Source organism: Methylomonas sp. Uni0011 (assembly GCF_056850255.1).
In genome coordinates, this window is the sequence record NZ_JBVVNO010000017.1 from 1 (window position 1) to 26,411 (window position 26,411).

Here is a 26,411-nt window from a genome sequence, read left to right on the forward strand (position 1 = left end):
GCGGCATCTTGCTTAAATTCCAGACTGTATTTGGGCCGTTTGTGTTTTTGCTCGTTTGTCATGGTCACCTCTGCTGACAGTATAAAGTCTGCCTTTTGAAGTGTCCGGGTTCATTAAACCATTTCAGACTCTGTCTTAGAATCTCTCGACTTTAAGCCGTTGAAGTTGTTTTATGACTCTCGACCTAATCAAGCACGTCCAGATGATTGTTTTCGACTGAACAAAAGCGAGTTCTTGGTTACTGTAACCAATGCCGGCCGTATTGATCAGGGTTTGTATTTTTATGACGCAAATGACAATTCATACGAGCTCGTGGGCGGGCATTATTGGCCGGAAATTTCAATAAAACGCGAGTTTATCGGCGGGAACCAAAAACGATTCGTTTTGATTAGCACATCGAATCTATCACGAGGTAATTGGGAATACGGCTACAGGATTCTCTATCTAGTTCCTGGAAAAAAAATAGAATCCTTTGCCGTCAAAGATCTTCTATTTGCGAAAGAAAATCCGGTTTCGGGTTTTTGTGGGCATGATAGTGATGGGGTTGAACTAAACGATATTGCAACTTCGATTAACGGCTTTGATATAGTCGATGAAGGAAGCGACAAAGTTCGAGTTAAATTCAATGTCGAAGAGGAAGACTGCAAAACAGGCATACGTCGAAAATATAATCGGGTATTTATGCCCCAAGCTTGCGGATTCACTGAAGTTGAGCAGATCAAGAATTGACGTTCAATCGCTTAATGTGCGCTGTCGCTGCGACTTTATTAACGCGGTGCGCATGGCGTTCTGATCCTACGCTTCGGAGCTTTTGTATCGGGGCATTCGAATGGGTTTTCCAGTCGACTCCTCAGTAGTGTGACATTCCTGCGGCCCCGTTTGAGTATTTGTCGATAAAAACTCTGGGCTCTGCGCAGCATCTGGATAGGACTATGTTAGGCATACAATTTTGATGCCGTCACTTTTTTACCCGTTCCCGCCTGGCTTCCATCGGATTTTTCCGTAGCGGCCGGTAGATTTCGACGCGGTCGCCGTCGGCCAGAACTTTATCCGGGGCGCAAGCCGCGCCGAAGATGCCGATGGTTTGCTGCGCCAGATCGATGTCGGGGAGTTGGCTGGCGATGTTTGACTCGGATATCGCCTCTACCGCAGTAGTGCCGGCCGCCAGCGTCAGCCGAATCAGAATTTGCCGTTCCGGCAGGGCGTAGGCCACTTCGACCTGAATCGGATCAGCCGCCATACAGGGCTTTGGCGCGTTGGGTGAAGGAACCGACCATGGTGTTGCAGATTTGGTTGAATACCGGGCCGAAGGCCAGGCTGGCGAAAGCGCTGGAAATTTCGAACTCGAGATCCAGCGAGATTTTGCTGGCGTCCTCGCGCAACGGCATAAAGCTCCAAAAACCTTCCAATGATTTGAACGGCCCGTCGAGCAGGCTGATCTGAATCCGGCCGCCGCGGTCGATTTTGTTGCGGGTGGTGAACGACTTGTGAAAACCGGCTTTGGCGATGTCGATCTGGCCTTCGACGATATCGCCCTCGCGGCGCAGCACCCGGCTGCCTGAACACCAGGGCAGAAATTTGGGATAGGATTCGATGTCGTCGACCAGATCGAACATCTGCTGCGCGGAAAATTTCACCAGCGCGCTTTTTTGTACCACCGTAATCATTTACAGCACTCCGAGTACGTGCAGGAATACCAGAAAGACCGAGGCCGGCGCGACGTATTTGATCAAAAATTGCCAGACCTGAAAACCTTGCGCCGGCAATTCCAATTCCTGTTCGGCATCGGTCTGGCGCATGCTCCAGCCGGCAAACAGGGCGATGCATAAACCGCCGATCGGCAACATCAGGTTGGCGGTCAGGTAGTCCAGCAATTCAAACAGATTTTTGTCGAACCATTTGTGGCCGGACCAGATGTTGAACGAAAACACCACGGCGACACCCAGAGCCCAACAGGCGCTACCGGCCCAGACGCAGGCCCGGTTGCGTTCGAGATCTTTATTTTCCACCAGCCAGGCCACAGCCGGTTCGATCAACGAAATTGAGGAAGTCAGCGCCGCAAAAAACAGCAAAACGAAAAACAGCACGCCGAACAGCCAACCGCCGCCCATGTGGCCGAAAGCCAGCGGCAGGGTTTGAAAGATCAGTCCCGGTCCGGCTGCCGCTTCCAGGTTGTTGGCGAACACCAGTGGGAAGATCGCGATGCCGGCCAGCAGTGCGACCATGGTATCGGCGCCGGCGATAAAGAACGTGGTTTTGGCGATCGAGACATGGCCTGGCAGGTAGGAGCCGTAAACCATGATGGCGCCCATGCCCAGGCTCAAAGTGAAGAAGGCGTGGCCCATCGCGGTCAATACCGCATCGGCGTCGATTTTGCTGAAATCCGGGCTGAACAAAAATTCGATGCCTTGCTCGTAGGCGCCCGACGACATCGCATAAGCCACTAATATCATCAGAATCACGAACAAGGCCGGCATCAAAAATCGCACGGCTTTTTCCAAGCCGCCTTGCACGCCGCGCATCACCACCTGCATCGTGATGATCATGAACAGCGTATGCCAGAACAATTGCTGGATCGGGCTGGCCATCAGGCCGTCGAACATGGCTTTGACCTCGCCGGCGTCGGTGCCGAAGAAGCCGCCGAAGAAGGCTTTGAAAATATAGGCCATGGCCCAGCCGGCAATTACGCTGTAGTAAGAAAGGATCAGAAAGCCGGCGATCATGCCCAGCCAGCCCAGGTAATGCCAGCGCGGGTCGGCGCCGGCTTCCGCACTCAGGTTTTGCATGGTGTTGATGGGGCTTTGCCGGCCGCGCCGGCCGAGCATGATCTCGGCGATCATGATCGGCACGCCGATTGCGGCAACGCAGGCCAAGTACACCATCACGAAGGCACCGCCGCCGTTTTCGCCGGTGATGTACGGAAATTTCCAGATATTACCCAATCCCACCGCCGATCCGGTGGCGGCCAAAATAAATGCAAAGCGGGATGACCATTCGCCGTGAATGGATCGGGTTTTATCGCTCATGTGATGCGCCCTGTGTTTTTTAAGTCGTTATTTAACGGGTGTGTGAGTAAAATAACAAAATTCCCGTTTTCAGTCAGTCTAAAAAATCCTAGCACCAGATGGCCGCCAAAAAATCGAAAAAGGACTCTAAAGCCAACGACAACACCATTGCGGTAAACCGGCAAGCCACGCATGAGTACACGATAGACGAGCAATTCGAAGCCGGGTTGGTGCTGGAAGGGTGGGAAGTGAAGAGTCTGCGCGACGGCAGGGTACAGTTGAAGGAAAGCTACGTTGAAATCAGACGCGGCGAAGCTTGGCTGTGCGGCGCCCACGTGTCGCCGCTGCTGTCGGCCTCGACCCACGTCAACCCGGACGCGGTGCGGCGCAAGAAGCTGCTGTTGCACCGGCGCGAACTGAACAGGTTGATCGGCTCGGTGGAACGCAAAGGCTACACTCTGATCCCGCTGTCCATGTATTGGATTAAAGGCCGGGCCAAACTGAAAATCGGCTTGGCTAAAGGTAAAAAACTGCACGATAAGCGCGCGGCGGCCAAGGACAAGGATTGGCAACGCGACAAGGCGCGCATCATGAAACACGGCTAAGCCATGTCTTCTCATCCCAATTTACTCGACGCAAATAACAGCGTCCTGCTGCTGGTGGATATCCAAACCCGCCTCAGTGCGGCGATGGCGGCAGCCGAATCGCAACAGATGTCGTTGCACTGCGAGCGCCTGCTGCAAGGGGCGGCTTTGCTGGATGTACCGGTCATCGTGACCGAACAGTACCCGCAAGGGCTGGGGCCGACTCAAGCCAATTTGTTGGAGCGATTGCCGGCCGCGGCGAACGTGTTCGCCAAAACCGGGTTTTCCTGCTGCGCGGCGGAAGGCTTTGACGGCACGTTGGCGGCACTGGGACGCAAGCAGATAGTGCTGGCCGGCCAAGAAACCCATGTGTGCGTCCTGCAGACTGCGCTTGAATTGCAGCATCGGGGTTACCAGATACATGTGCTTACCGACGCCGTCTGCTCGCGGCATGCCGAACATAAGGCCTTCGCTTTGCAGCGCATGCAGCAGCAGGGTGTGACGCTGAGCTGCCACGAATCGGTATTGTTCGAATGGTTGCGCGATGCCAAGCATGAACGGTTTAAGGCTATTTCCGGTTTATTGCGTTAAAAACACCATCGTGGGGGATAAATGATACGGACGACATGGATCGGACCGATACTGGGAGCGTTATTGCTGGTGGCTTGCGGCGGTGAACCGCAGCTGCCGGTGCAGAAATTCGAGGGCTTTGCCCAAGGCACCACCTACCATGTCAGCTATTGGTCGGAGCAGGTTGTGGATGGCAAGCAAGTGCAGGCCGAAGTCGACAAGACGCTGGCGGAGCTGGATAAATTGTTGTCGAACTACCGGCCCGATTCCGCAATCGAGCAATTCAATGTGTCTGCCGCGACGGTTGGCCAGACGGTGGACGCGCAAATCGTTGCCCTGGTCAAAGTAGCGCACACGGTCAGTCAGCTCAGTTCCGGTTGTTACGATCTGACCGTCAAGCCTATATTCGAACTTTGGGGTTTTCAAAACGACGAATTGCACGTGCCGGACCAGGCCGCTATCGATGCCGCGTTGGCGAGTGTTGGTATGTCCAAATTGGAAATCGTCGACGACGTGCATTTGTTGAAGAAATTACCAAGTCTTCGCGTCGATTTGTCCTCCATCGCTCAGGGCTACAGTGTTGGCAAAGTTGCCGAAGCCATGGAACACTTGGGGATACAAAATTATCTGGTGGAAATCGGCGGGGAACTGAAATCGAATGGCCATAAACCCGACGGCAAAGCCTGGATCATCGCCGTCGAAAAACCCTTGCCCGGCGAAAGAATGATGCATAAGACGGTGACTTTGCCGAAGGATGCGCCGATGGCGGTGATGACCAGCGGCACTTATCGCCACTATTTCGATCTGAAAGGCCAGCGCTACAGCCACATTCTGGATGCGCGCAACGGCAGGCCGGTGGGGCATGATTTGGTGGCGGTGACGGTTTTCCACGAAAATCCGACGGTGGCCGATGCTTGGTCGACGGCCTTGCTTTGTCTGGGTCAGGAAGAGGGTATGAAGTTGGCGGATAACGAGAAACTGCAGGCTTTATTCATTCAGCAGCGCGGCAGCGAATTCGTCGAAAGCAAGACTCGGGCGCTGACGACCTCGACCGCAGTCACAATCAATTAAGCCAAGGCCGGAGCGCCGAAACCAGGGGGATTCATGTTGGGACTAGACAGTCAAATCCGATTTTCGATACATGGCGGTGCCGACAGCGGCGGCGTGGCCGGCGGCGTCGATAGTCTGCTGGCGTTTTTGGAGACCGCAGTCCGGCAATCGCCGGCCGAAACCTTCCACGATTTAATGCCGGGAATCGCGGCATTGCAGAATTTGCACCCGTTATTCGTGCATTTTCCGATCGCCTTGTTGAGTCTGTTTTTTGCAGTGGATCTGGTCGGCACCCTGGCCGGTCGCGCCGAGTGGCGCCGGGTCGCCGGCTGGCTGTTGTATCTTGGCGTCGCCTTTGCCGGGATTACCGCGACCTTCGGTTTTATTGCGGCGGATACGGTTGCCCACGGCGGCGATGTCCACGAGATCATGGAAAGCCACGAACATTTGGCGATATCGGTATTCGGTCTGGCCGCATTTCTGGCGGTGTGGCGCGGAATCAGCAAAACCCATCCGGCCGGTCCGGCCAACGCGTTTTACTTGCTGCTGGCCGGAGTGCTGGCCGGCTTGCTGATGTTTACAGCCGATTTGGGTGGCCTGATGGTTTACAAATACGGCGTCGCGGTCGAGGCGGCCGCCGATGCGAATCGGGCTGCGGCGCAGGAACATGAACACGGCACTCCCGATTTCGACCAACCGGTCGATCACGACGAGCCGGTGGTGAAGCAGCAATTGGGCTTAGGCAGCGCCATCCATCAGGACGGCGCGCAGCATTCGCAAGGCGATCCTGCCCCGGCAGCTGCAAGCCACCCGCACCAGCATAACCACAAACATGCGCACTGAGCTGTCGCTGAAGGCGCGGCAAAGGCTGGTTCGTCCGGCCTTTTTTGTTGGGTGCGGGCATGATTTCCGGTTTAGCTGTGGTATCCTACGCCGCCATTTTTTATGAGCTTGGCTATGCGTACCCGCGTTAAAATATGCGGCTTTACCAATGTCGACGATGCGGTGCAGGCCGGTCGGCTGGGTGCCGATGCGATTGGATTGGTGTTTTACCCGCCCAGTCCGCGTCATGTCGAAATCGAACAAGCGGCGGCGATCAGCGAAGCCTTGCCGGCGTTCGTCAGCGTGGTAGCCTTGTTCGTCGATGCCGAGCCGGGCATGATTCGGGAAGTATTGGACAAAGTGCGGGTGGATTGCCTGCAATTCCACGGTGAAGAGCCGGCGGAAGCCTGTCGGATCTATCGCAAATCGTATATCAAGGCTGTCCGGATGCGGCTTGGCATTGACGTAGCGCAGTTGGAAAGCCGATATGCCGATGCCGCCGGATTGTTACTGGATGCCTACCATCCGGGTCTGCCGGGGGGAAGCGGTAGCGGTTTTGACTGGGATTTGATTCCGCAAAGACGATCGCTGCCGTTGATATTGGCGGGTGGTTTGACAGCGGAGAACGCCGGTGCGGCGGTGATTGCGGTAAAGCCGTATGCGTTGGATGTCAGCAGCGGTGTTGAGGCCGGGAAGGGCATCAAGGATGCGGCGAAAATGGCCGAATTCATAAGAATAACTAATCAAGCGACTTGAGAATTATGACTGACACATACCCTTTGGGTGACAAGTACGATATGCCGGACGCCAGGGGGCATTTCGGTCCTTATGGCGGCATCTTTGTAGCCGAGACGCTGATGCCGGCGATTACCGAACTCAACGCAGCCTACCAGCGCTATATCGACGATCCGGATTTCATTGCCGAACTGGACGCGGATCTGCGCGATTATGTCGGTCGGCCGTCGCCGTTGTACCACGCTCAACGTTGGAGTGATCACCTGGGCGGCGCCCAAATTTATCTGAAGCGGGAAGACCTGAACCACACCGGCGCCCATAAAGTGAACAATACCGTCGGTCAGGCCTTGCTGGCCAAACGGATGGGCAAGACCCGCATCATCGCCGAAACCGGCGCCGGCCAGCACGGCGTCGCCACCGCCACCGTCGCAGCGCGGCTGGGATTGGAATGCGTGGTTTACATGGGTGCGGTCGATGTCGCCCGCCAGGCGTTAAATGTGTACCGGATGAAACTGTTGGGCGCCACCGTGGTGCCGGTCGAATCCGGCTCCAAAACCCTGAAGGACGCGTTGAACGAAGCGCTACGCGATTGGGTGACCAATATCGACAACACCTTTTATATCATCGGCACCGTGGCCGGTCCGCATCCTTATCCGGCGATGGTGCGCGATTTCCAAGCGGTGATCGGCCGCGAAGCCCGCCAACAATGCTTGGACCAAGCCGGTAAATTGCCGGATGCGTTGGTCGCCTGCGTCGGTGGCGGTTCCAATGCCATTGGCCTGTTTTATCCGTTCATCGACGATGCCGGAGTGAAAATGTATGGGGTCGAAGCGGCCGGCGACGGTATCGCCAGCGGCCGCCATTCCGCGCCGCTGTCCGCCGGCCGCCCCGGTGTACTGCACGGCAACCGCACCTATCTGATGGCAGACGACGACGGCGAGATCATCGAAACCCATTCCATTTCCGCCGGTCTGGATTATCCCGGCGTCGGTCCGGAACATGCCTGGCTGAAAGACATCGGGCGGGCCGAGTACCCCAATATCACCGATGACGAAGCCTTGCAGGGCTTCCACGCGCTGACCAAGATGGAAGGCATCATTCCGGCGCTGGAATCCAGCCATGCTATGGCCTACACGATGAAATTGGCGCCGACGATGCGCAAAGATCAAGTCATTGTCGTTAACCTGTCCGGCCGCGGCGACAAGGACATGCACACCATCATGCAACGCGAGGGGATCAGCCTATGAGCCGTCTAGCCGCCAAATTCGCCGAATTGAAAGCTTCCGGGCGCAAGGCTTTGATTCCGTTCATTACCGCCGGCGACCCGTATCCCGAATTCACCGTGCCGATGCTGCACGAAATGGTCAAAGCCGGTGCCGACGTGATCGAACTGGGCGTGCCGTTTTCCGATCCGATGGCCGACGGTCCGGTGATTCAGCGCGCCAGCGAGCGCGCCTTGTCCCACCATGTCGGGCTACGCAAAGTGCTGGCGATGGCAATGGAATTTCGCAAAACCGATCAAACTACGCCGCTGGTGTTGATGGGTTACCTGAATCCGATCGAAATCATGGGCTACGAAGGTTTTGCCAATGCGGTACAGCGTGCCGACGTCGACGGGGTGTTGACAGTCGATTTACCGCCGGAAGAATCGGAGGATTGCGTCAAATTGCTGCGCGAGCGCGGCATCGACCAGATCTTTCTGTTGGCGCCGAACACCACGCCGGATCGGATCCGCAAAATGCACGAGGTCGGCAGCGGTTACCTTTATTATGTCTCGTTGAAAGGCGTCACCGGTGCCGGTCATTTGGATACGGCCGACGTCGAAGACAAGTTGCAAATGATCAAGGCCAATACCGATTTGCCGGTCGGCGTCGGTTTCGGCGTCAAGGATGCCGATACGGCGCGGACGATTGCCGCCATTGCCGACGGCGTAGTGGTGGGCAGCGCGCTGATTAGTAAGGTTGAAGCCAATCTCGACGATCCCGAGCAGGCCAAACGCGAAATTATCGAATTGTTAAAGTCCATGCGCCAAGCAATGGACCACTGAGCTACATAGCGGAGATCACCCCGAATGAGTTGGTTTGAGAAATTGGTTCCCTCTGCAATACGAACCGAATCGTCGCAAAAACGCACCACGGTCCCGGAAGGCTTGTGGAACAAGTGTCCGCGTTGCGACGCGATACTGTTCAATGCCGAACTGGAAAAAAACTTCAGCGTGTGCCCCAAGTGCGAACACCATTTGCGGATTTCCGCACGCAAGCGGTTGAACATGTTTCTGGACGACGACAATCGCCAGGAAATCGGTGCCGGTCTGAAACCGGCCGATCCGCTGAAATTCAAGGATAGCAAGCGGTACAAGGACCGGATCAGTCAGGCGCAAAAGCAAAGCAACGAAAACGACGCTCTGGTGGTGATGAAGGGCACTTTGAAAGGCTATCCGATTGTGGCGGCGGCCTTCGATTTCGGCTTTATGGGCGGCTCGATGGGCTCGGTAGTGGGCGAGCGTTTCGTGCGCGGCGTCAACGAAAGCCTGCGTAGCGGCGCCCCGTTCATTGTCTTCACCGCCAGCGGCGGCGCCAGGATGCAGGAGTCGTTGTTTTCGTTGTTTCAAATGACCAAAACCAGCGCAGCCCTAACCAAACTGGCTGAGGCCGGCATTCCTTATATCTCGTTCATGACGGACCCGACAATGGGCGGCGTATCGGCCAGTTTGGCAATGTTGGGCGACATCAATGTGGCCGAGCCCGACGCGTTGATCGGATTCGCCGGGCCGCGCGTGATCGAACAGACGGTGCGGGAAAAGTTGCCGGAAGGTTTTCAGCGTAGCGAGTTTTTGCAGGAGCACGGCGCGATCGATATGATCATTGATCGCCGGGAGATGCGCGATAAAATAGCCAGCATTCTGGCGATTTTACGCGAAGCCGCAACCGCCGCTGCGGCAACGAGCGAAACGGCCGATTCGAATCCAGGCTCAGTCAGCGAAACCTTGCCGATAACAGACTAAAACCGGTCGAAATGGCGCGTTTCGATTCACTGCAAGCTTGGCTGGCCTGGCAGGAACAATTACATCCGCGCTCGATCGATTTAGGCTTGGCACGAGTTGCCGGCGTATACCGGCAGCTCAATCCGACCAGGCGTAAACCCTTGACCGTCACGGTCGGCGGCACCAACGGCAAGGGCTCCTGCGTGGCATATCTGGAAGCAATCTACCGAGCCCAGGGCTATAAAGTCGGTGCCTACACATCGCCCCACATCCTGCGCTACAACGAACGGATCCGTATAGACGGCCGTGCAGTTGACGATGCCGACATCTGCCGGGTATTTTCCCGAATCGATATGGCCCGCGGCGAAACCAGTCTGAGCTATTTCGAATTCGGCACACTGGCGGCCTTGTGTTTGTTCGCCGAAGCCGATCTGGATGTACAGTTATTGGAAGTGGGTTTGGGCGGCAGGCTGGATGCGGTTAACATCGTCGATCCGGATGTTGCTCTGGTGACCACCATCGCCTTGGACCATGTCGATTGGTTGGGCAATACCGTCGAAGCGATAGGCCGGGAAAAAGCCGGCATTTTTCGGCAATCGGTGCCAGCCGTGATTGGCGATGCCGCGGCACCGGCTTCGTTACGGCAGGTGGCCGAGCAGATCGGTGCCGAGGTTTACCAATTGGACGAAGCTTTTGCTTACCAAAAATACGGTGAAACCTGGGCTTGGCGTGCAGGCGATCGAGTCTACGCCGGTTTGCCGGCTCCGGCTTTTAAAGGTGAACACCAATACCGGAATGCGGCGGCGGTGCTGATGGCGGTTTCGGCGTTGCAGGAGAACTTGCCGGTGGACGAGGCGGCGATCCGTGCCGGTTTGAACGCGGCCAAACTGCAGGGTCGGTTTCAGTTGATTCCGGGGACGCCGCAGGTGTTGCTGGATGTCGGCCACAATCCGCAAGCGGTCGGTACCTTGATCGATTACCTGAGCGACTATTTTCCCGAAACCAGAATTCATGCCGTATTTGCCATGATGCGCGATAAAGACATCGGCAGCGTGTTGAAAATGATGCGGGCTAGGGTGGCCAAGTGGTATCTGGCTCCGCTCGACAATCCGCGCGCCGCCACGCCCGAATTGATCGAATCCCATTTCCGCCAGTTGCAGATGGCGAACTTCGAAAACGGCTTCGCCGATTTTTCGGCCGCATTTGAAGCGGCGCGGGCCGCGGCCGGACCGGACGAGCTGGTTCTGGTGTTCGGCTCGTTTTTTCTGGTATCCGAATATTTGGCTAAATTTTCCTAGAGGGGATCGTAATGGATCAAGAATTGAAACAGCGATTGATTGGGGCGGCGGTGATCACTGCATTGGCCGCGATTTTCGTACCGATGTTGTTCGACGACCCGATCGACGAAACCGGCAAAAATATCAGCGAACTGAAAATTCCCGAGCTGCCTGCCAAGACCCAGGATGTGGAAATCATGCCGCTTCCGGAAAAAACGGAAGATGTCGCTGAAGCGCAGGCTCCGGCCAGTACCGGAAAGCCCGTACCCAAGTTCGTTGAGGAAGGCGAAGCCGAGGCCGAATTCGAGGCGCCGAAACCGCAACTGAAACTAGGCGCGCGGGATACCGCGCCGATAACGCCGGCCGCGCCGCCACCGCGGGCATTAGCGCCTGTCGAAGAAGAACCGGCTGAGGCTGAAGATTTGCCGATAGCGCCAAAAACCACAAAACCTGTTGCCCCGGTTCAACCGTTGCCAGGGGTTGCACCGGTGCCGAAACCTTTGAAGCCTCTGGCAAAACCAGCCGAAGCGAAACCGGAACTGCAAACGCAGGCGCCGGTAGCGCCGCCAGCGATCAAGCCCGCCGCTCCGGCCGAGGAAACCAATCGCTGGTATTTGCAGGTCGGTACCTTCAGTCAAAGAGCCAACGCCGCCAGTTTGCAAGAGAGTTTGAAGCAGCAGGGTTTTGCCGCGACGATCAAAGAAGCCGCCGGCGATAAAGGCACGGTATTTAAAGTTCGGATCGGGCCCATCGTCGACAAAGCCAAAGCCCAGGCCGTCAAAGCCAAGTTGGCGCAGATCAACGTCAACAGCTTTGTCTCCGCCGACGAGTAAATTTTGCGTACGGATCGATAGATCTCTGAACGATGCCGGACTTGGTTGCTTGGGACAAGCTGCTGTGGGTTGATTACACCATTATCGCCATCATATCGATGTCGGCGGTGATGGGTTTGGTGCGCGGTTTTATCAAGGAGGCTTTCGCGTTGGTGCTGTGGATTGCGGCGGTGTGGGTGGCGACCCATTACAGCCGGGAGCTTGCGGTGTTGCTGCAAACCACGATCAGCTATCCGTCGGCCCGCATCGCCGCGAGTTTCGGCTTGCTGTTTTTCGCGACTTTAATATTGGGCAGCCTGATCAGTTTTCTGTTGAGCCAATTGATCGAAAAAACCGGCTTGAGCGGCAGCGACCGCCTGCTCGGCATGTTGTTCGGCATTGCCCGCGGGGCCGTGCTGGTTTCCATTCTGGTGATTCTGGCCGGGGTCACACCATTGCCGGAAGATCCGTGGTGGAAACAATCCGTTCTCATTCCTCCGTTTCAAGCCTTGGCGGTCTGGTTGAAAACCCAGATGCCGGCAGGCTTGGCGGATTACATTCATTATCGATAATCCGGATCAGCTATGTGTGGTATTGCCGCTATTGTTTCCAATCAAAGTGTTAACCAGGACCTGTACGATGCGCTGACGGTGTTGCAGCACCGCGGTCAGGATGCTGCCGGTATAGTCACCTGCGAAGGCGGCCGTTTGCATCTGCGCAAAGACAACGGTTTGGCCAGAGACGTGTTTTCAACCGAACAAATGATGAAGTTGAAAGGTAACATGGGCATTGCGCACGTGCGTTATCCGACCGCCGGTTGCACCAGTTCGGCCGAGGCGCAACCGTTTTACGTCAATTCGCCGTTCGGCCTGACCCTGGCCCACAACGGCAATCTGACCAATACCGAAGAACTGAAGCGCCAAGTGTTCGTCGACGACCAGCGCCATATCAATACCGATTCCGATTCGGAAGTGTTACTGAATGTGTTCGCTCACGAATTGCAGCAGTTCGGCAAATTGCGCTTGACGGTAGAGGATGTGTTTCAAGCCGTTAGCGCCGTGCATAAACGTTGCCGCGGCGCTTATGCGGTGGTGGTGATGATTGCCGGCTTCGGCGTATTGGGTTTTCGCGATCCGCACGGCATCAGACCGATCGTGTTCGGCGAACGCAAAACCGAGGATGGCGTCGATTACATGATTGCCTCGGAGAGCGTCGCACTGGACGTGTTGGATTTTCGTCTGATCCGCGATTTGGCACCGGGCGAAGCCGTGTTCATCGAGGCTTCCGGCACATTGCATACCCGCCAGTGCGCCGAGGTCACCGATCATTGCCCGTGTATCTTCGAATATGTCTATTTCGCTCGGCCGGATTCGATCATCGACAACATTTCGGTTTATAAGGCAAGGATGCGGATGGGCAAAAAATTGGCGTTAAAGATTCTGCGCGAATGGCCGGACCACGATATCGACGTGGTGATTCCGATTCCGGACACCAGTCGTACCGCCGCTTCGCAAATCGCCCATGACTTGGGTGTGAAGTTTCGCGAAGGCTTTATGAAAAATCGTTACATCGGTCGCACCTTCATCATGCCCGGCCAGAAGCTGCGCAAAAAGTCGGTAAAACAAAAGCTGAACGCGATTTCGTTGGAATTCGACGGTAAAAACGTGTTGTTGGTAGACGACTCCATTGTGCGCGGCACCACCTCGGAGCAGATTATTCAGATGGCACGCGACGCCGGTGCCAAAAAGGTGTATTTTGCCTCCGCGGCGCCGCCGGTGCGTTATCCGAACGTCTACGGCATCGATATGCCGGCCGCGCATGAGTTGATTGCCCACGACCGAAGTGAAGCCGAGGTGTGCAAAGCACTGGGTGCCGATAAACTGATTTACCAGGATCTCGACGATTTGATCGAAGCGGTAGGTCGCGGTAATCCTAAGATCAAACATTTCGATACCTCTTGCTTCAGTCACGATTATGTTACTGGCGACATAGACGACGCCTACTTGGCGAGAATCGAAGCCTTGCGCAACGACCACGCCCAGGAGCAGCGCAACAGCAGCAGTTTTATCATCGAAATGCAGGTGGCGAAATAATATGAGTCAACCGGATTGGCAGGATTTTGCCGCAGAAACCCAAGCCATACGCGCCGGCCAGCATCGGACTCACGAGTCTGAGCACAGCATGCCGATTTTTGCGACCTCCAGCTATGTGTTCGGCTCGGCCGAGGAGGCGTCGCTCAAATTCACCGGCCAGTTGCCCGGCAACATTTATTCGCGCTTTACCAACCCGACAGTCGCGGCCTTCCAGGAGCGTCTGGCGCTAATGGAAAAAGGCGAGCGCTGTCTGGCGTTTGCGTCAGGAATGGCGGCGATCATGGCGGTAGGGATGGCTTTATTGAAGGCCGGCGACCATGTGGTGTGTTCGCGTAGCGTATTCGGTAACACGGTCCTGGCTTTTCAAAATTATTTCGGCAAATTCGGAGTCGAGACCGATTTCGTCAGTTTGACCGATCCTGCCGCTTGGGAAGCGGCCATCAAGCCCAATACCCGGTTTCTGTTTCTGGAAACGCCGTCGAATCCGCTGATCGAAATTGCCGATATCCGGGCTTTGGCCGATATCGCCCATCGACACGGTTGTCTGTTGGTGGTGGACAACGTGTTTTGCACGCCGATTTTGCAGCAGCCGCTGGCGTTGGGCGCAGATATCGTGGTGCATTCGACGACCAAGTATATTGACGGTCAGGGACGCTGCGTTGGCGGCGCGGTGGTCGCCAACAACGAGATCATCGAAAAGCAGGTCTACCCCTATCTGCGTACCGGCGGCGCAACGCTGAGTCCGTTCAACGCCTGGGTGTTTTTGGGCGGTTTGGAAACGCTGGCGATTCGGATGAAAGCGCATTGCGACAGCGCCTTTGCCCTGGCCCAATGGCTGGAACAGCAGGACGCCGTCGCCAAGGTGCATTATCCGGGGTTGGCGTCTCACGCCCAGCACGAACTGGCCAAGCGTCAGCAAAGCCATTTCGGCGCGGTAGTCAGTTTCGAACTAAAGGGCGGCAAGGCAGAAGCCTGGCGTTTGATTGATGCGACGCGGATGCTGTCGATAACGGCTAATCTGGGCGACGTCAAAACCACAATTACGCATCCGGCTACGACCACTCACGGCCGGCTGTCGCCGGAGGCCCGCGCCGAAGCGGGGATTAAGGACAGTCTGGTGCGGATCTCGGTCGGTCTGGAAAATCTCGACGACATCAAGGCCGATTTGGCGGTCGGTTTGGGTTTGGTCTGAAACACGGGGCCGGGCGGGCGAACGTTGAGCCAAAAATAAGCTATCTTTGTCGGACATTCCTTAGAGATTTCGAGCATGTTTCAGGATAGAAAAGAATACCGAAAAAACTTTAATGCCGAAGGTAGGCTGTACGTGGGCGGCGAGACGCTGCAGATCAATTGCTACGATGTTTCGCTGAACGGCGCGATGCTTGAGGTTGCGCCTGGCGATTTGTTGACGACTATTCGGGATTTCGAAGTTCTGTTGGAACAAAGCCGGCGCGCGGAAATTTTTGTCGCCGAGTTGCAGTTGGCCGGTGAGGTTGACATTGTCTGGGTCAAGCGCGATCGCAACCGCATAATGATGGGTCTGGAGTTTCGCGACGTAGTACACAACGCCCAAAAACTGTGGCGCAAGCGCCGCGGATACCGCAAGGCCGAACATTTTAAGGCGGAGTTATTCGTCGACAAGGAACGTTTTTTGGTGGAAGGGCTAGACCGCTCGGTGGAAGGCATGTGTCTGAAACTGGCCGGCAATTCGCCAGCCATCAAAATCAACGCTCCGGTCAAAGTGCAGTGCCCAGAGTTGGGCTTGAGCGCGTTGGGCAAAATCGTCTGGTACGACAGTAACGAAATCAGCACCCGCATCGGCCTGCAGTTAGTCACTATCCGCTAAAATGCTCGGCCCGAACAGGGCTCGCTTTAGTTTCAATCCCGCAGTAGCGGATCCAGCTCCTGATTTCTGTCCAGCGCTTGCAAGTCGTCAAATCCGCCGATGTGGCGATTGCCGATGAATATCTGCGGCACCGTGCGGCGTTGGGTTTTCTCGATCATCTGCTCTCTCAAGCCCGGCTCGGCATCGACGTTGATTTCGGTGTAACCGGCTCCTTTACGCTCCAGCAAGCGTTTCGCCATCGTGCAATAAGGGCAAATTTTGGTGGTGTAGATGATGATTTCCGGCATGATAAAAATTAATAAATGCTAATAAAGCTGGCATTCTAGCGGCCCGGCTGGTTTTGCTCAAGCGCTAAGGCCATGGCCAGCCGAGCAATCAATAACTCTGCTGCTTGCTGCAGCGAGCCGCCGTAGGCGACGACGCCGTCCAGGTGTCCGAGCATGGCAAATATGCCGTGGTCGACGCTCCCAGAATTTCGCAATAGCGTTGCCACGGCGTCGGCCATCTCCGGAGTACCGTAGGGTACCTGCGCGGCGGTATGCGCCAGCTGCAAATTTGCGTTATTGTGCCAAATTTCCGGGCAATGTACGTGGATGACGGCCTGCACCGGCGGCAACAACTGGTAGATCACCGCGTGAGTCAAGGCTTCCGAAGAGGGTTGGGCCGGGCCCAAGGACTGCAGCCGATTCTGCTGTGGCGACGCCGCCGTGACCCAGGCGTAATGTTCCGGGCCGAGCTGGGGCAGATCGCCGGTCTGGGTGGCGGATACCAAAAAGCCGTTCTCGCCGGGAACCCGACGGCTACTGATGTTGCCGAAACCGAGGCCATCGTATTTGCCGGCGATACGACCTATCAAACCGAGGCGATACATGATGTTGCGCCAAGCATTGATCGCGCGCAGATCGGTGTCTGCGGGCAGTGCTTGGTATTGGTGGTCGAGACGGTATTTGATCACGCCTTCGCGATCGTTAAGCATAGGAACTCCAGCCGGCTATTTTGTTTTACGCTGATTACACTAACTCATGAACTTGAATTTTTTGCTGCATAGCCTGTTTTTTTTATTGATGTTGTTGGCGGGCGATGCCTTTTCGGCCGCAGCTGCGCCGGCTACGGCCATCAAAGCCGTGACCCGGGCAGATATTCAGCAGCGGGTGCAATCGATCAAGGACAAGCAAAATCTGGCCGAAGAGATCAAGAACCGGATTTTGGCCGCCTACCGTGAAAGCGACGACAATTTGAGCGAGGCCGAAGCTCAGGATGCCCAAGCCGATTCCTTCAAGCAGGCGTTGAGTTTGTATCCGGTTGTTGCCAAACAAATCGCCGGCCAGATTGCCGAAGCGGAAAACAACTTAAAAAATCGCAAAGCGGAAAAGTTGGCGCTATTTCCGACCGACGAACTGGAGCAGCGCTTAATTATCGAAAAGACCCGTCTCAGCGATCTGGATGCCGAAATCAGCCGGATCGAAGCGCAAATCGGCGAACTAAATAGCCGGCCGCAACTGATTCGGGAAAAAATTGCCGAAATCAAAAACAAGCAGGCATCCAGTTTACAGGAGCAACAAAGTTTGGTCGCGCGCGCCGCCGACAGTCTTTACGAGCGCGAAGCCCGCCAAATCCAACTGGATACCCGGATTCGCCTGTTGAATAGCAGTTTGAAAACGCTGGAGCTGGAAAACATCAGCAGCCCGCTCCGGTTGCAGGTCGAAAAGGACCGGATGCATCTGGCGTCGTTGCAACGGGAGTTGGAAGCTCTGACCATTGCCGATCTGGATAATTTTTTATTGGATCGGCGCCAGCAGCAAATTGACAAGGAGCAGGCCGAATTGGCGCAGGCGGAGAGAGAAGCCGAAAGCAAGCATCCGCTGATTAGAGCTGCAACCAAGCAGAACATGCAATACAACCGCAAGCTGCAGGACATCAATAAAAACATGGAGCAATACCTGCTGCAAAAAACCGAGATCGATACCCGCGGCAAACAATTGGAAAAAGACTTTCAAAGCGCCGAGCAAAAAATCAATCTCGCCGGTTTGAGTCCGGCCTTGGGCAACCTACTGCGCGAACAGCGCCGTAACGTGCCGCAGAGAAAGCAGTTTGCCCGTTTGAACGACGATATCCAGGCGCAAATTGCGCTGGCGAGTTTGGAAATGTTCAAACTGGATGAGGCGAAGAAAGAGTTGGCCGATGTCAATCAAGTGTTACTGGATCAAATCGGCCAGTTGCCAGCGGAGACGGACGACGCGGAGAAATTGCGGATCCGTACCGAGTTGCGCATGTTGTTGAACGACCGCAAAGATTTGGTGATGCGGCTGGCCTCCAGTTATAACGACTATGGCCGCTTACTCGGCGACGTCGATTTCAGTTTGCAGCAAATGCTGGGGGTGGCCGACAAATTCAGTGCCTATCTCGACCAGCGTTTGCTGTGGGTGCCCAGCGCGCCGGTGATCGACAAACACTATTTGAAGGACATTTTCTCGTCGTTGATCTGGTTTCTGAATCCGGGCAATTGGCTGCGGGTGGCCGCCGATTTTGCCGAGAGCATCGCGAATTATCCGATGTTAGCGCTGGTCGGTTTGGGGATAGTGGTCCTGCATTGGCGTTTTCGCTTGAATCTTAAACTCAAGCTGGGGCGCTTGCTGGTCAAAAATCCGATAGGCCATAGTTTCGGCGAGATTCTATCCGGCATGGGATATTTGATGCTGTTGTCTTTATACGGCGGGTTATTAATGGCCTGGATCGGCGGCGTATTGTTATTGAACGCCCGCGCCGATTTTTTCAGCCACGCCTTCGCCGAGGGGATGGTCGTTACAGCCGTATCGTTGTTTGTCGTACAATTTTTCTTTCGCCTGTTCAAACCCGGCGGTATCGCCGAAACCCTTTTCCATTGGCCGGAGCATGCCACCAGTCTGCTTTACGGCCAAATGAAATGGGCCCGGTTTTTGTTGCTGCCAGCCATATTCATTATGTCGATGACCGGGAGCGACTTGTTTTCCGAACACAGCTATGCCTTGGGGCGTAGCGCGCTGATTGCGATGATGCTGACCTTCAGCTACGTCTTTCACCGTTTGACGCAGCCGCAAACCGGGCTGGGTCGCTATTTTTACCAACAGTCGGAGGGTTGGGTCAGTCGGTTGCGTTACGTCTGGTATACGATTGCGGTACTGACGCCGCTGGCGATTATCGGCTTCGCGGTGGCTGGCTATTTCCAAAGTGCGTTGGAGTTGGAACAAAAGCTGATCGACAGTCTGCGATTGGTGTTTTTCGTCTCCTTGTTCCAGGCCTTGGTGTTACGTTGGTTGCGAAATACCGAGCGGCGCCTGGCGCTGCAAAATGCCCGCCAAAAGCGCAAACAGACCGAACAGGCGGCAGCCGCGACCGGCGCCGAGCCGGCGATTCCGTTGGAAGATGATTTGTTGGACATCTCCAAAATCAACCAGCAGGGCCATAAATTTTTGACCACGATAACCGGCGTGTTGCTCGTGGTTGGTGCTTGGCTGATCTGGAGCGATATCCTGCCGGCATTTTCGGTATTCGACCAAATCGTGCTGTGGCAGCACGCCCAAATCGTCGACGGCAAGGAGGCACTGCAGCCGATCACGTTGATCAATCTCCTGCTGTGTTTGCTGTATATCGGACTGGCGTTTTTGTTCGTCGGCAATTTTCCAACCTTGGTCGACTTGGCTACGGCCGGTAAATTCGCCATGACCGCCGGCGGCCGTTACGCCCTGATTCAGTTGGTGCGTTACAGTTTGGTTTCGATTGCCTTTTTGGCTGTCGCCAACGAGCTTGGCGGCAGTTGGTCGCAGGTGCAATGGTTGGTGGCGGCGCTCAGCGTGGGTTTGGGTTTCGGTTTGCAGGAGATCTTCGCCAATATGGTGTCGGGCATTATCCTGTTGTTCGAACGGCCAATTCGGGTCGGCGATACCGTTACCGTGGGCGACGTTACCGGCCGGGTCAGCCGGATTCAAATGCGGGCCACCCACATCGTCGATTGGGACCGCAAGGAGTTGGTGGTGCCGAATAAGACCTTCATTACCGACCAGCTGATCAACTGGACCTTGTCCGATACCGTAACCCGGGTAGTGGTACCGGTCAGCGTGTCCTACGGCTCCGATATCGAGTTGGTGGAACAGATCCTGAGCGAAGCGGTAAAAAACACCGAACAAGTTCTGGCCGATCCGGAACCGGTGATCAGTTTCGTCGGTTTCGGCGAAAGCGCATTGGAATTCAAAGTCAATGTGTTCGTGCGCGAGCTGAGCGATCGGGCCGTCGCTACCCACAAATTGCATATTCAGATCTACGAAGCGTTACAGGCCCACCATATCGAAATCCCGTATCCGCAACGCGACGTGCATATCCGGTCGGTCGCGAAAGGCGTATTGAACGAGGGCGGTGCCAGCTATTAGCCGATTTCAATATCACTGGGTTCTGTAATAAAATGCATCCCTTTAAACCCAGTTTCGATTTTTAACATGCGTTGTCCGTTTTGCGCTGCACAAGACACGCGGGTGATCGACACCCGTCTGGCCGACGACGGCGACCAAGTCAAGCGTCGGCGGGAGTGCGTGGCCTGCAAAGAGCGTTTTACCACGTTCGAAGTGGTCGAATTGACCCTGCCGCGGATTATCAAACGTAGCGGCGCCCGGCAAAGTTTCGACGAACAAAAACTGCGGGCAGGTATGCAGCGCGCACTGGAAAAACGGCCGGTGCAGGTCGATGCCGTCGAAGCCGCGTTGAGCCGGATCAAAAAGGCGCTGACGGCTAAGGGTGAGCGGGAAATTCCGGCGCGCGAGCTGGGCGAAATGGTGATGAACGAACTGAAAGCGCTTGATCACGTGGCTTTCGTGCGTTTCGCCTCGGTTTACCGCAGTTTCCAGGATGTGTCCGATTTCACCGCCGTGATCGAAAATCTGCAGAAGCATGACGCCTAGCCAAGACGCCGCCTTTATGGCGCGGGCTTTGAAACTGGCGCAAAACGGCCTTTACACGACCGACCCCAATCCCCACGTCGGTTGCGTGTTGGTCAAACATGGCGAAATCATTGCCGAGGGTTGGACCCAGCGCGCCGGTTACGCTCATGCCGAAGTCGACGCGTTGAGTCGGGCCGGTGACGCCCGCGGCGCCACGGCCTACGTCACGCTGGAACCTTGCAGTCATCAAGGCAAGACCGGGCCCTGCACCGAGGCATTGATTGCAGCAGGTGTGACACGGGTGGTCGCCGCGATGCAAGATCCGAATCCGCTGGTATCGGGCCGTGGCTTGCAGCAGCTTGCTGCGGCCGGGGTCGAAGCGGTTTGCGGTGTGTTGCAAAGCGAAGCGGAAAATTTGAACCGCGGCTTTTTCAAACGGATGAGCCAAGGTTTGCCGTGGATTCGCAGCAAGTTGGCCATGAGTCTGGACGGGCGCACAGCGATGGCCGGCGGAGAAAGCCAGTGGATCACCTCTCCGCTGTCGCGGCAGGATGTCCAACGTTGGCGAGCCGCCAGCAGCGCGGTTTTGACCGGAATCGACACGGTGTTGGCAGACGATCCTTCATTGAGCGCGCGAGTCGATTTCGATGTGGTCCAGCCTGTGAAAGTGGTGCTGGACAGCCATTTGCGCATGCCGCTCGCTGCGCGGATGTTGCAGGATTCTGCGGAAGTCTGGATCGTCACTTCCAGCAGCGATTCGGTAAAACGACAGCGTCTGCTGGATGCCGGCTACAAGGTGTTTCAGGTCGATGCGACAGCCGGAGGAACCGATTTGCACCAGGTGTGCAGATTGCTGGCAGAGCGGCAGATCAACACGGTCTGGATCGAGGCTGGCGCGACCTTGAACGGCGCTTTGTTGAATAGCGGCCTGGTCGACGAGTGGTTGATTTATATGGCGCCATGCGTTTTGGGCGACAGCGGACGCGGCCTGTTCCGGATGCCGGAGTTGCAGCGCCTGCAAGATAAGAAAAAACTTACTTTGGCGGAAGTGCGGCAAGTAGGCCCGGATTTACGGTTGCTGTACCGCCCGCAAACAATTTCCGATTAGGGCTAGCCGTTATGAGGACTGTCATCATTTTTACGTTGTCATTATCGTTGTTGCCGGGCTGGGCGGGCGCCGAGGACGACGAATCGAAAAGCTCGAAAACCGTTAAAATCGAAGGCGGCAAATACGTCGGTGAAGAGCGCGATATCGAAATTTACGATTATCATAGCGGCGTCTACCAATCGGTAACCGTTTACCGTAAACCGCACAAAACCGAAAAAACTCAGGACTCCGCTGCGCAGCCGGCGGAACAGCCGCAAAAACGTTGATGGTCCAACATAACCCGAATCATCGAGCGAATATCATGTTTACCGGAATTGTTTTAGCCGTCGGCCAAATCGCGGCCGTTCAACCCAGGGGCGGAGATTGCCGCTTGAGCATCGAAACCGGCAAGCTGTCGCTGCGAGACTGCGCGCTCGGCGACAGCATTGCCGTCAACGGCGTCTGCCTGACCGCGGTCGAATTGGCCGAGCATCGCTTCAGTGCCGACGTATCTAACGAGACCTTGTCGCGCACGACCTTAAGTCAGGCCAAACCGGGCATGCCGGTCAATCTGGAATTGGCCCTGACTCCAAGCAGCCGGCTGGGCGGGCATATCGTCAGTGGCCATGTCGACTGTATCGGCCAAATTCTGGAAAAACGCGCGGACGGCCGTTCCTGGCGCTTCAAGTTTAAAGCGCCGGACCCACTGGCCAAATACATCGCCGAAAAAGGTTCGATTTGCATCGACGGCATCAGCCTGACGGTCAACAGCGTCGACGGCGCCACCTTTGCCGTAAATATCGTGCCGCACACTTTGCAGGAAACCACGCTCGGCGAGGCCGAAGTCGGCGACCGGGTCAATCTGGAAGTCGATCTGTTGGCCCGCTATCTGGAACGCCTGATGCAAGGCGATGCTGCGGCCCGCGGCCGGGGGACCATTACCGAGGCGCTACTTTACGACGCAGGCTTTATCCAATGAACAGCATAGAAGAAATCATCGGCGATCTGCGCCAAGGCAAGATGGTCATCATCATGGACGATGAAGACCGCGAAAACGAAGGCGATTTGTTGATGGCGGCCGAATTCGTCCGCCCGGAAGACATCAATTTCATGGCCAAATACGGCCGCGGCCTGATTTGTTTGACCTTGACCCGCGAACGTTGCCAGCAACTGCGGCTGCCGCTGATGGTCAACGACAACCGCACCCCCTATACCACCAATTTCACCGTGTCGATCGAAGCGGCCGAGGGCGTGACCACCGGCATTTCTGCGGCCGACCGGGCGTTGACGGTGCAAGCCGCCGTTGCCAAACAGGCTCAGCCCAGCGATTTGGTCCAGCCGGGCCATATTTTTCCGCTGATGGCGCAGGCCGGCGGCGTGCTGAACCGGGCCGGGCATACCGAAGCCGGTTGCGATCTGGCTCGCTTGGCCGGTGTCGAGCCGGCCGCGGTAATCGTCGAAATTCTGAACGACGACGGCTCTATGGCCCGCCGTCCCGACTTGGAGGCGTTCGCGGAACGCCATAATCTGAAAATCGGCACGATTGCCGATTTGATCCATTACCGGATCAAGCACGAGAACACGCTGGAACGCATCAGCGAATGCGCCTATCCGACCGAGTTCGGCGATTTTCGGTTATATGCCTACCAGGATTGTAACGACGACAACGTCCATCTGGCTTTGGTCATGGGCGATGTGGCCGGCGACGAGCCGGTTTTGGTGCGAGTGCATGCGCGTAACGTGATCGACGATTTGCTGTTCTCCAAACGCAGCGATTGCAGTCTGCCGGTGCGGGAAGCGCTAAAAAATATTGCCGAGGCCGGCCGCGGCGTGCTGGTGCTGATCCGGCAGAAAGAAAACAACAAGGATCTGGTCGAATTGATCCATAGCTATCAAATGCAGGACCACGGCGTCAAACACAGTCGCGATCTCAGCGCCGACGCCGATTGGCGCACCACCGGCGCCGGCTCGCGGATTTTGTCCGATCTGGGTGTGCGCCGGCTCAAGGTGATGGGCGCGCAAAAAAAATACATCGGCTTGTCCGGTTTCGATCTGGAAGTGGTCGAACATATCGATGCCGGCAATTGACCGCAACAAACTCAATCTCTCACTCATCAGGTAAATACATGGCAACAGTCACTACCGTAGAAGGCAATTTTTCCGCGCAAGGCGGCAAGTTTTGTCTCGTCTCTTCGCGCTTCAACAGCTTTATCGTCGAACAATTGGAAGGCGGCGCGATCGATGCATTGGTCCGCCACGGTGCCGACCGCAACGATATTACGCTGGTCAAGGCGCCGGGCGCCTTCGAATTGCCGATGGTGGTGCAACGCATCGCCGCCAGTAAAAAGTACGATGCGATCATCGCCTTGGGCGCTGTGATTCGCGGCGGCACGCCGCACTTCGAATACGTGGCCGGCGAATGCGTCAAAGGCATTGCTCAAGTCTCATTGCAACACGATATTCCGGTTGCATTCGGTGTGTTGACGGTCGATAGCATCGAGCAGGCGATCGAACGTGCCGGCACCAAGGCCGGCAACAAAGGCGCCGAGGCCGCTCTGTCCGCAATCGAAATGGTCAGCCTGTTCAAGGCCCTGAACGCCAACCAGGGCAATTAATGAGCCAGGCAAAAACCAACGCCAGAAAATGTGCGGTGCAGGCCTTGTACCAATGGCAGATGTCGGGCGACAGTCTGACCCGGATCGAGACTTATTTTCTGGAAGAAGAACATTTGAAAGGCGCCCAGAAAACTTATTTCAGCGAACTGTTCCACGGCGTGCCGAAACAACTGGACGTGATCGACGCCGCGTTGGCCGAATTCGTCGACCGGCCGGTGGAGAAAATCGATCCGGTGGAGCGGGCGATTCTGCGCATCGGTGCCTATGAATTGATCAACCGTCTGGAAACCCCGTACAAGGTCATCATCAACGAGGGCGTCAATCTGGCCAAGGATTTCGGCGCCGACGGCAGCCACAAATACGTCAACGGTATTCTCGATAAAGTGGCGCAGAAGCAGCGCGCAATGGAAATCGCCGCCAAACAACGCCACAAAACCGGCGACTGATGGCGCTGGGCGAATTCGACCTGATCCGGCGCTTCTTTGCCGGATCGGCGCTGCAACATCCGTTCAATCATCTCGGCATTGGCGACGATTGCGCCTTGCTGAATCTGCCGGAAACCTACCAGATCGCCGTGACCGCCGACACCATGGTCGAAAACGTGCATTTTTTTGCCGATGTCGATCCAAATGCCTTGGGGCACAAAGTCTTGGCGGTAAACCTCAGCGATTTGGCGGCGATGGGCGCGGAGCCGTTCGCGGTGACGCTGGCGTTGACCTTGCCGCAAGTCGACGAATCCTGGTTGCAAGCTTTTGCGGATGGTTTTCTGGCGCTGGCTCGGCAATATCGAGTGGATCTGGTCGGTGGCGACACCACCTCCGGACCGCTGAGCTTGACGGTACAGGCCATGGGTGCAGTGCCGCGCGGCCAGGCCTTGTTGCGTTCCGGCGCCAGGCCCGGCGACTTGATTTTCGTCAGCGGCCCCATCGGCGATGCCGGCTTGGGACTCAAGATCAAACAAGGTTTGCCGGTCTTCGATAACGAACAACCTTTGCAAAGGTTCGACCGGCCGCTACCGCGAATCGAGACCGGTCTGGCGTTGCGCGGCGTCGCCAGCGCCTGCATCGATATTTCCGACGGCTTGGCTGCCGACCTGGGCCATATTCTGCAGCAAAGCGGCGTCGGTGCGGTGCTCGATTGGGACAAACTGCCGTTGTCGACTGCGGTGGGCGAGTATATCGCAACCAGTTCGGACTGGACGTTGCCGTTGAGCGCTGGTGACGACTATGAACTTTGCTTCACGGTGCCGGCGCCATTGGCGGCAAAGGTGCCGGTCGGCTGTAGTTGTGTCGGCGTCGTTGAAGTCGAGTCCGGATTACGCATTCGCCGGGCAGGGCGTATCGAAAACATTCCAGCCAGGGGTTATGAACATTTTGTTTAGGGATCATTACGGCAATAGCCAACTCAGCACCCGGCAAATTCTGCAAGATCCTGAATTGTTTCTCGCATTCGGTTTCGGTGCCGGTCTATTCCGTTTCATGCCGGGCACGTTCGGTACTGCCGCCGCGATTCCGCTGTATCTGTTATTGGTCCAAACCGGCAGCGTCGTTTATAGCTTGGCGACGCTGGTAGCAATCGTCGCTGGAGTGGCGATTTGCCGCCGCGCCGCGGACAAACTGCAGGTACACGATTTCGGCGGCATCGTCTGGGACGAAATCGCCGGTTTCTTGGTGACCATGCTCGGCGTTGCTTTATCCTGGCAGAGTTTGTTGGTCGGATTCGTCCTGTTCAGGCTGTTGGATATCCTGAAGCCTTGGCCGATCAAATGGTTAGATCGAAACGTCGACGGCGGTCTCGGCATAATGCTTGACGATATCGCCGCCGGCGCGATTGCCTGTCTGATTTTACATTACTGGTTTTAGTGCGTTTTCTGGTTGCCGCCCGCTGCAATAGCCGCACGCGCTAACTACCCTCCCTGCGGACGGTTGACCCTTAGCCCTTGCCAATCTAGAATCCAAAAACGCGGCCAGTCATAAGAGCGAGCCGCGGCTTCCATCGGCTGTGCGAGCGAGCTATCGAACGCAT

Annotated in this window: 30 protein-coding genes; 25 read left to right on the plus strand and 5 right to left on the minus strand. The window is 56.1% G+C overall.

Features of this window, described 5'->3' with window-relative positions; translation table 11 throughout:
* Positions 1-159 precede the first annotated feature (159 nt).
* Positions 160-729 carry a nitroreductase family protein gene (locus AC0IM9_RS16115; protein WP_482804672.1) on the plus strand — a complete coding sequence of 190 codons (570 nt, stop codon included), beginning with the start codon at positions 160-162 and terminating at the stop codon, positions 727-729.
* Between the two features lie 229 nt (positions 730-958).
* Here AC0IM9_RS16115 and AC0IM9_RS16120 read toward each other — a convergent pair whose 3' ends face one another.
* Genes AC0IM9_RS16120 through AC0IM9_RS16130 form a run of 3 tightly spaced genes read right to left on the minus strand, consistent with a single transcriptional unit; the run spans position 959 to position 3,026 of the window.
* On the minus strand, positions 959-1,240 hold the full coding sequence (locus tag AC0IM9_RS16120; protein ID WP_482804673.1) for an RnfH family protein: 282 nt from the start codon (positions 1,238-1,240) through the stop codon (positions 959-961).
* On the minus strand, positions 1,230-1,667 hold the full coding sequence (locus tag AC0IM9_RS16125) for a type II toxin-antitoxin system RatA family toxin (RefSeq protein WP_222101861.1): 438 nt from the start codon (positions 1,665-1,667) through the stop codon (positions 1,230-1,232). Before AC0IM9_RS16125 ends, AC0IM9_RS16120 begins: the two co-directional genes overlap by 11 nt.
* Positions 1,668-3,026 carry a sodium-dependent transporter gene (locus AC0IM9_RS16130; protein ID WP_482804674.1) on the minus strand — a complete coding sequence of 453 codons (1,359 nt, stop codon included), beginning with the start codon at positions 3,024-3,026 and terminating at the stop codon, positions 1,668-1,670.
* A gap of 98 nt (positions 3,027-3,124) precedes the next feature.
* On the opposite strand from AC0IM9_RS16130, the gene smpB reads away from it, so the two are divergent.
* The 14 genes from smpB to AC0IM9_RS16200 all read left to right on the plus strand — a co-directional run bounded on the left by smpB (position 3,125) and on the right by AC0IM9_RS16200 (position 15,777).
* Positions 3,125-3,610: an SsrA-binding protein SmpB gene (smpB, locus tag AC0IM9_RS16135; RefSeq protein ID WP_482804675.1), complete on the plus strand. Its 486-nt coding sequence runs from the start codon at positions 3,125-3,127 to the stop codon at positions 3,608-3,610.
* A gap of 3 nt (positions 3,611-3,613) precedes the next feature.
* The gene (locus AC0IM9_RS16140; protein WP_482804676.1) at positions 3,614-4,180 is read left to right on the plus strand and encodes a hydrolase; all 567 of its coding nucleotides are present in this window, start codon (positions 3,614-3,616) and stop codon (positions 4,178-4,180) included.
* Positions 4,181-4,201: 21 nt separating this feature from the next.
* Positions 4,202-5,230, plus strand: coding sequence for an FAD:protein FMN transferase (locus AC0IM9_RS16145; RefSeq protein WP_482804677.1), 1,029 nt, complete (start codon positions 4,202-4,204; stop codon positions 5,228-5,230).
* Positions 5,231-5,263: 33 nt separating this feature from the next.
* Positions 5,264-6,052, plus strand: coding sequence for a DUF2231 domain-containing protein (locus tag AC0IM9_RS16150; protein ID WP_482804678.1), 789 nt, complete (start codon positions 5,264-5,266; stop codon positions 6,050-6,052).
* Between the two features lie 114 nt (positions 6,053-6,166).
* Complete coding sequence (locus AC0IM9_RS16155) at positions 6,167-6,787, plus strand: phosphoribosylanthranilate isomerase (RefSeq protein ID WP_482804679.1); 621 nt, start codon at positions 6,167-6,169, stop codon at positions 6,785-6,787.
* Positions 6,788-6,810: 23 nt separating this feature from the next.
* The gene (trpB, locus tag AC0IM9_RS16160) at positions 6,811-8,013 is read left to right on the plus strand and encodes a tryptophan synthase subunit beta (protein ID WP_140911307.1); all 1,203 of its coding nucleotides are present in this window, start codon (positions 6,811-6,813) and stop codon (positions 8,011-8,013) included.
* Positions 8,010-8,813 (plus strand): tryptophan synthase subunit alpha, encoded by an 804-nt coding sequence (trpA, locus tag AC0IM9_RS16165; RefSeq protein WP_482804680.1) that lies wholly within the window; start codon positions 8,010-8,012, stop codon positions 8,811-8,813. The genes trpB and trpA overlap by 4 nt, the downstream gene beginning before the upstream one ends.
* A gap of 24 nt (positions 8,814-8,837) precedes the next feature.
* Positions 8,838-9,770, plus strand: a complete 933-nt coding sequence (gene accD, locus AC0IM9_RS16170; protein WP_482804681.1) for an acetyl-CoA carboxylase, carboxyltransferase subunit beta — start codon at positions 8,838-8,840, stop codon at positions 9,768-9,770.
* An 11-nt stretch (positions 9,771-9,781) separates the two neighbouring features.
* Complete coding sequence (folC, locus tag AC0IM9_RS16175; protein ID WP_445370643.1) at positions 9,782-11,047, plus strand: bifunctional tetrahydrofolate synthase/dihydrofolate synthase; 1,266 nt, start codon at positions 9,782-9,784, stop codon at positions 11,045-11,047.
* Between the two features lie 11 nt (positions 11,048-11,058).
* Positions 11,059-11,859 carry an SPOR domain-containing protein gene (locus tag AC0IM9_RS16180; protein WP_482804682.1) on the plus strand — a complete coding sequence of 267 codons (801 nt, stop codon included), beginning with the start codon at positions 11,059-11,061 and terminating at the stop codon, positions 11,857-11,859.
* A gap of 32 nt (positions 11,860-11,891) precedes the next feature.
* The gene (locus AC0IM9_RS16185; protein WP_278211848.1) at positions 11,892-12,410 is read left to right on the plus strand and encodes a CvpA family protein; all 519 of its coding nucleotides are present in this window, start codon (positions 11,892-11,894) and stop codon (positions 12,408-12,410) included.
* Between the two features lie 12 nt (positions 12,411-12,422).
* On the plus strand, positions 12,423-13,931 hold the full coding sequence (purF, locus tag AC0IM9_RS16190) for an amidophosphoribosyltransferase (protein ID WP_140911200.1): 1,509 nt from the start codon (positions 12,423-12,425) through the stop codon (positions 13,929-13,931).
* Position 13,932: 1 nt separating this feature from the next.
* Complete coding sequence (locus AC0IM9_RS16195) at positions 13,933-15,123, plus strand: O-succinylhomoserine sulfhydrylase (protein ID WP_445370641.1); 1,191 nt, start codon at positions 13,933-13,935, stop codon at positions 15,121-15,123.
* 75 nt (positions 15,124-15,198) lie between these two features.
* Positions 15,199-15,777 (plus strand): PilZ domain-containing protein, encoded by a 579-nt coding sequence (locus AC0IM9_RS16200; RefSeq protein WP_140911202.1) that lies wholly within the window; start codon positions 15,199-15,201, stop codon positions 15,775-15,777.
* Between the two features lie 32 nt (positions 15,778-15,809).
* Here the strand turns inward: AC0IM9_RS16200 and grxC are convergent, their stop codons facing one another.
* A complete protein-coding gene (gene grxC, locus AC0IM9_RS16205; protein ID WP_278211850.1) occupies positions 15,810-16,064 on the minus strand; it encodes a glutaredoxin 3 in 255 nt (84 codons plus the stop codon).
* 35 nt (positions 16,065-16,099) lie between these two features.
* On the minus strand, positions 16,100-16,753 hold the full coding sequence (locus AC0IM9_RS16210) for a class II aldolase/adducin family protein (protein WP_482804683.1): 654 nt from the start codon (positions 16,751-16,753) through the stop codon (positions 16,100-16,102).
* A gap of 46 nt (positions 16,754-16,799) precedes the next feature.
* Between AC0IM9_RS16210 and AC0IM9_RS16215 the strand changes: the two genes are divergently transcribed.
* From AC0IM9_RS16215 to AC0IM9_RS16260, 10 genes are all read left to right on the plus strand, one after another.
* On the plus strand, positions 16,800-20,180 hold the full coding sequence (locus AC0IM9_RS16215; RefSeq protein WP_482804684.1) for a mechanosensitive ion channel domain-containing protein: 3,381 nt from the start codon (positions 16,800-16,802) through the stop codon (positions 20,178-20,180).
* 66 nt (positions 20,181-20,246) lie between these two features.
* Positions 20,247-20,705, plus strand: a complete 459-nt coding sequence (gene nrdR, locus AC0IM9_RS16220) for a transcriptional regulator NrdR (protein WP_140911206.1) — start codon at positions 20,247-20,249, stop codon at positions 20,703-20,705.
* Positions 20,695-21,792, plus strand: coding sequence for a bifunctional diaminohydroxyphosphoribosylaminopyrimidine deaminase/5-amino-6-(5-phosphoribosylamino)uracil reductase RibD (gene ribD / locus AC0IM9_RS16225; protein WP_278211853.1), 1,098 nt, complete (start codon positions 20,695-20,697; stop codon positions 21,790-21,792). The genes nrdR and ribD overlap by 11 nt, the downstream gene beginning before the upstream one ends.
* A gap of 11 nt (positions 21,793-21,803) precedes the next feature.
* Positions 21,804-22,058 (plus strand): hypothetical protein, encoded by a 255-nt coding sequence (locus AC0IM9_RS16230; protein ID WP_140911208.1) that lies wholly within the window; start codon positions 21,804-21,806, stop codon positions 22,056-22,058.
* Between the two features lie 35 nt (positions 22,059-22,093).
* Positions 22,094-22,750, plus strand: coding sequence for a riboflavin synthase (locus AC0IM9_RS16235; protein WP_482804685.1), 657 nt, complete (start codon positions 22,094-22,096; stop codon positions 22,748-22,750).
* Positions 22,747-23,859, plus strand: a complete 1,113-nt coding sequence (ribBA, locus tag AC0IM9_RS16240) for a bifunctional 3,4-dihydroxy-2-butanone-4-phosphate synthase/GTP cyclohydrolase II (RefSeq protein WP_140911210.1) — start codon at positions 22,747-22,749, stop codon at positions 23,857-23,859. Before AC0IM9_RS16235 ends, ribBA begins: the two co-directional genes overlap by 4 nt.
* Positions 23,860-23,897: 38 nt before the next feature.
* Positions 23,898-24,386, plus strand: a complete 489-nt coding sequence (ribH, locus tag AC0IM9_RS16245; protein ID WP_482804686.1) for a 6,7-dimethyl-8-ribityllumazine synthase — start codon at positions 23,898-23,900, stop codon at positions 24,384-24,386.
* The gene (gene nusB, locus AC0IM9_RS16250; RefSeq protein WP_140911212.1) at positions 24,386-24,832 is read left to right on the plus strand and encodes a transcription antitermination factor NusB; all 447 of its coding nucleotides are present in this window, start codon (positions 24,386-24,388) and stop codon (positions 24,830-24,832) included. Before ribH ends, nusB begins: the two co-directional genes overlap by 1 nt.
* Positions 24,832-25,767, plus strand: a complete 936-nt coding sequence (thiL, locus tag AC0IM9_RS16255; protein WP_482804687.1) for a thiamine-phosphate kinase — start codon at positions 24,832-24,834, stop codon at positions 25,765-25,767. The genes nusB and thiL overlap by 1 nt, the downstream gene beginning before the upstream one ends.
* Positions 25,751-26,248 (plus strand): phosphatidylglycerophosphatase A family protein, encoded by a 498-nt coding sequence (locus AC0IM9_RS16260; protein WP_482804688.1) that lies wholly within the window; start codon positions 25,751-25,753, stop codon positions 26,246-26,248. Before thiL ends, AC0IM9_RS16260 begins: the two co-directional genes overlap by 17 nt.
* Positions 26,249-26,411 lie beyond the last annotated feature (163 nt).

Coding starts and splice junctions, on each gene's coding strand:
- folC (WP_445370643.1), top strand. CDS start 9,782: ATGGCGCGTTTCGATTCACTGCAAGCTTGGCTGGCCTGGCAGGAACAA.
- AC0IM9_RS16185 (WP_278211848.1), top strand. CDS start 11,892: ATGCCGGACTTGGTTGCTTGGGACAAGCTGCTGTGGGTTGATTACACC.
- purF (WP_140911200.1), top strand. CDS start 12,423: ATGTGTGGTATTGCCGCTATTGTTTCCAATCAAAGTGTTAACCAGGAC.
- AC0IM9_RS16180 (WP_482804682.1), top strand. CDS start 11,059: ATGGATCAAGAATTGAAACAGCGATTGATTGGGGCGGCGGTGATCACT.
- ribBA (WP_140911210.1), top strand. CDS start 22,747: ATGAACAGCATAGAAGAAATCATCGGCGATCTGCGCCAAGGCAAGATG.
- AC0IM9_RS16155 (WP_482804679.1), top strand. CDS start 6,167: ATGCGTACCCGCGTTAAAATATGCGGCTTTACCAATGTCGACGATGCG.
- ribD (WP_278211853.1), top strand. CDS start 20,695: ATGACGCCTAGCCAAGACGCCGCCTTTATGGCGCGGGCTTTGAAACTG.
- AC0IM9_RS16150 (WP_482804678.1), top strand. CDS start 5,264: ATGTTGGGACTAGACAGTCAAATCCGATTTTCGATACATGGCGGTGCC.
- accD (WP_482804681.1), top strand. CDS start 8,838: ATGAGTTGGTTTGAGAAATTGGTTCCCTCTGCAATACGAACCGAATCG.
- AC0IM9_RS16215 (WP_482804684.1), top strand. CDS start 16,800: ATGAACTTGAATTTTTTGCTGCATAGCCTGTTTTTTTTATTGATGTTG.
- ribH (WP_482804686.1), top strand. CDS start 23,898: ATGGCAACAGTCACTACCGTAGAAGGCAATTTTTCCGCGCAAGGCGGC.
- nrdR (WP_140911206.1), top strand. CDS start 20,247: ATGCGTTGTCCGTTTTGCGCTGCACAAGACACGCGGGTGATCGACACC.
- trpA (WP_482804680.1), top strand. CDS start 8,010: ATGAGCCGTCTAGCCGCCAAATTCGCCGAATTGAAAGCTTCCGGGCGC.
- AC0IM9_RS16195 (WP_445370641.1), top strand. CDS start 13,933: ATGAGTCAACCGGATTGGCAGGATTTTGCCGCAGAAACCCAAGCCATA.
- nusB (WP_140911212.1), top strand. CDS start 24,386: ATGAGCCAGGCAAAAACCAACGCCAGAAAATGTGCGGTGCAGGCCTTG.
- AC0IM9_RS16120 (WP_482804673.1), bottom strand. CDS start 1,240: ATGGCGGCTGATCCGATTCAGGTCGAAGTGGCCTACGCCCTGCCGGAA.
- AC0IM9_RS16130 (WP_482804674.1), bottom strand. CDS start 3,026: ATGAGCGATAAAACCCGATCCATTCACGGCGAATGGTCATCCCGCTTT.
- AC0IM9_RS16235 (WP_482804685.1), top strand. CDS start 22,094: ATGTTTACCGGAATTGTTTTAGCCGTCGGCCAAATCGCGGCCGTTCAA.
- thiL (WP_482804687.1), top strand. CDS start 24,832: ATGGCGCTGGGCGAATTCGACCTGATCCGGCGCTTCTTTGCCGGATCG.
- smpB (WP_482804675.1), top strand. CDS start 3,125: ATGGCCGCCAAAAAATCGAAAAAGGACTCTAAAGCCAACGACAACACC.
- AC0IM9_RS16260 (WP_482804688.1), top strand. CDS start 25,751: ATGAACATTTTGTTTAGGGATCATTACGGCAATAGCCAACTCAGCACC.
- AC0IM9_RS16200 (WP_140911202.1), top strand. CDS start 15,199: ATGTTTCAGGATAGAAAAGAATACCGAAAAAACTTTAATGCCGAAGGT.
- AC0IM9_RS16145 (WP_482804677.1), top strand. CDS start 4,202: ATGATACGGACGACATGGATCGGACCGATACTGGGAGCGTTATTGCTG.
- AC0IM9_RS16125 (WP_222101861.1), bottom strand. CDS start 1,667: ATGATTACGGTGGTACAAAAAAGCGCGCTGGTGAAATTTTCCGCGCAG.
- AC0IM9_RS16140 (WP_482804676.1), top strand. CDS start 3,614: ATGTCTTCTCATCCCAATTTACTCGACGCAAATAACAGCGTCCTGCTG.
- AC0IM9_RS16210 (WP_482804683.1), bottom strand. CDS start 16,753: ATGCTTAACGATCGCGAAGGCGTGATCAAATACCGTCTCGACCACCAA.
- AC0IM9_RS16230 (WP_140911208.1), top strand. CDS start 21,804: ATGAGGACTGTCATCATTTTTACGTTGTCATTATCGTTGTTGCCGGGC.
- grxC (WP_278211850.1), bottom strand. CDS start 16,064: ATGCCGGAAATCATCATCTACACCACCAAAATTTGCCCTTATTGCACG.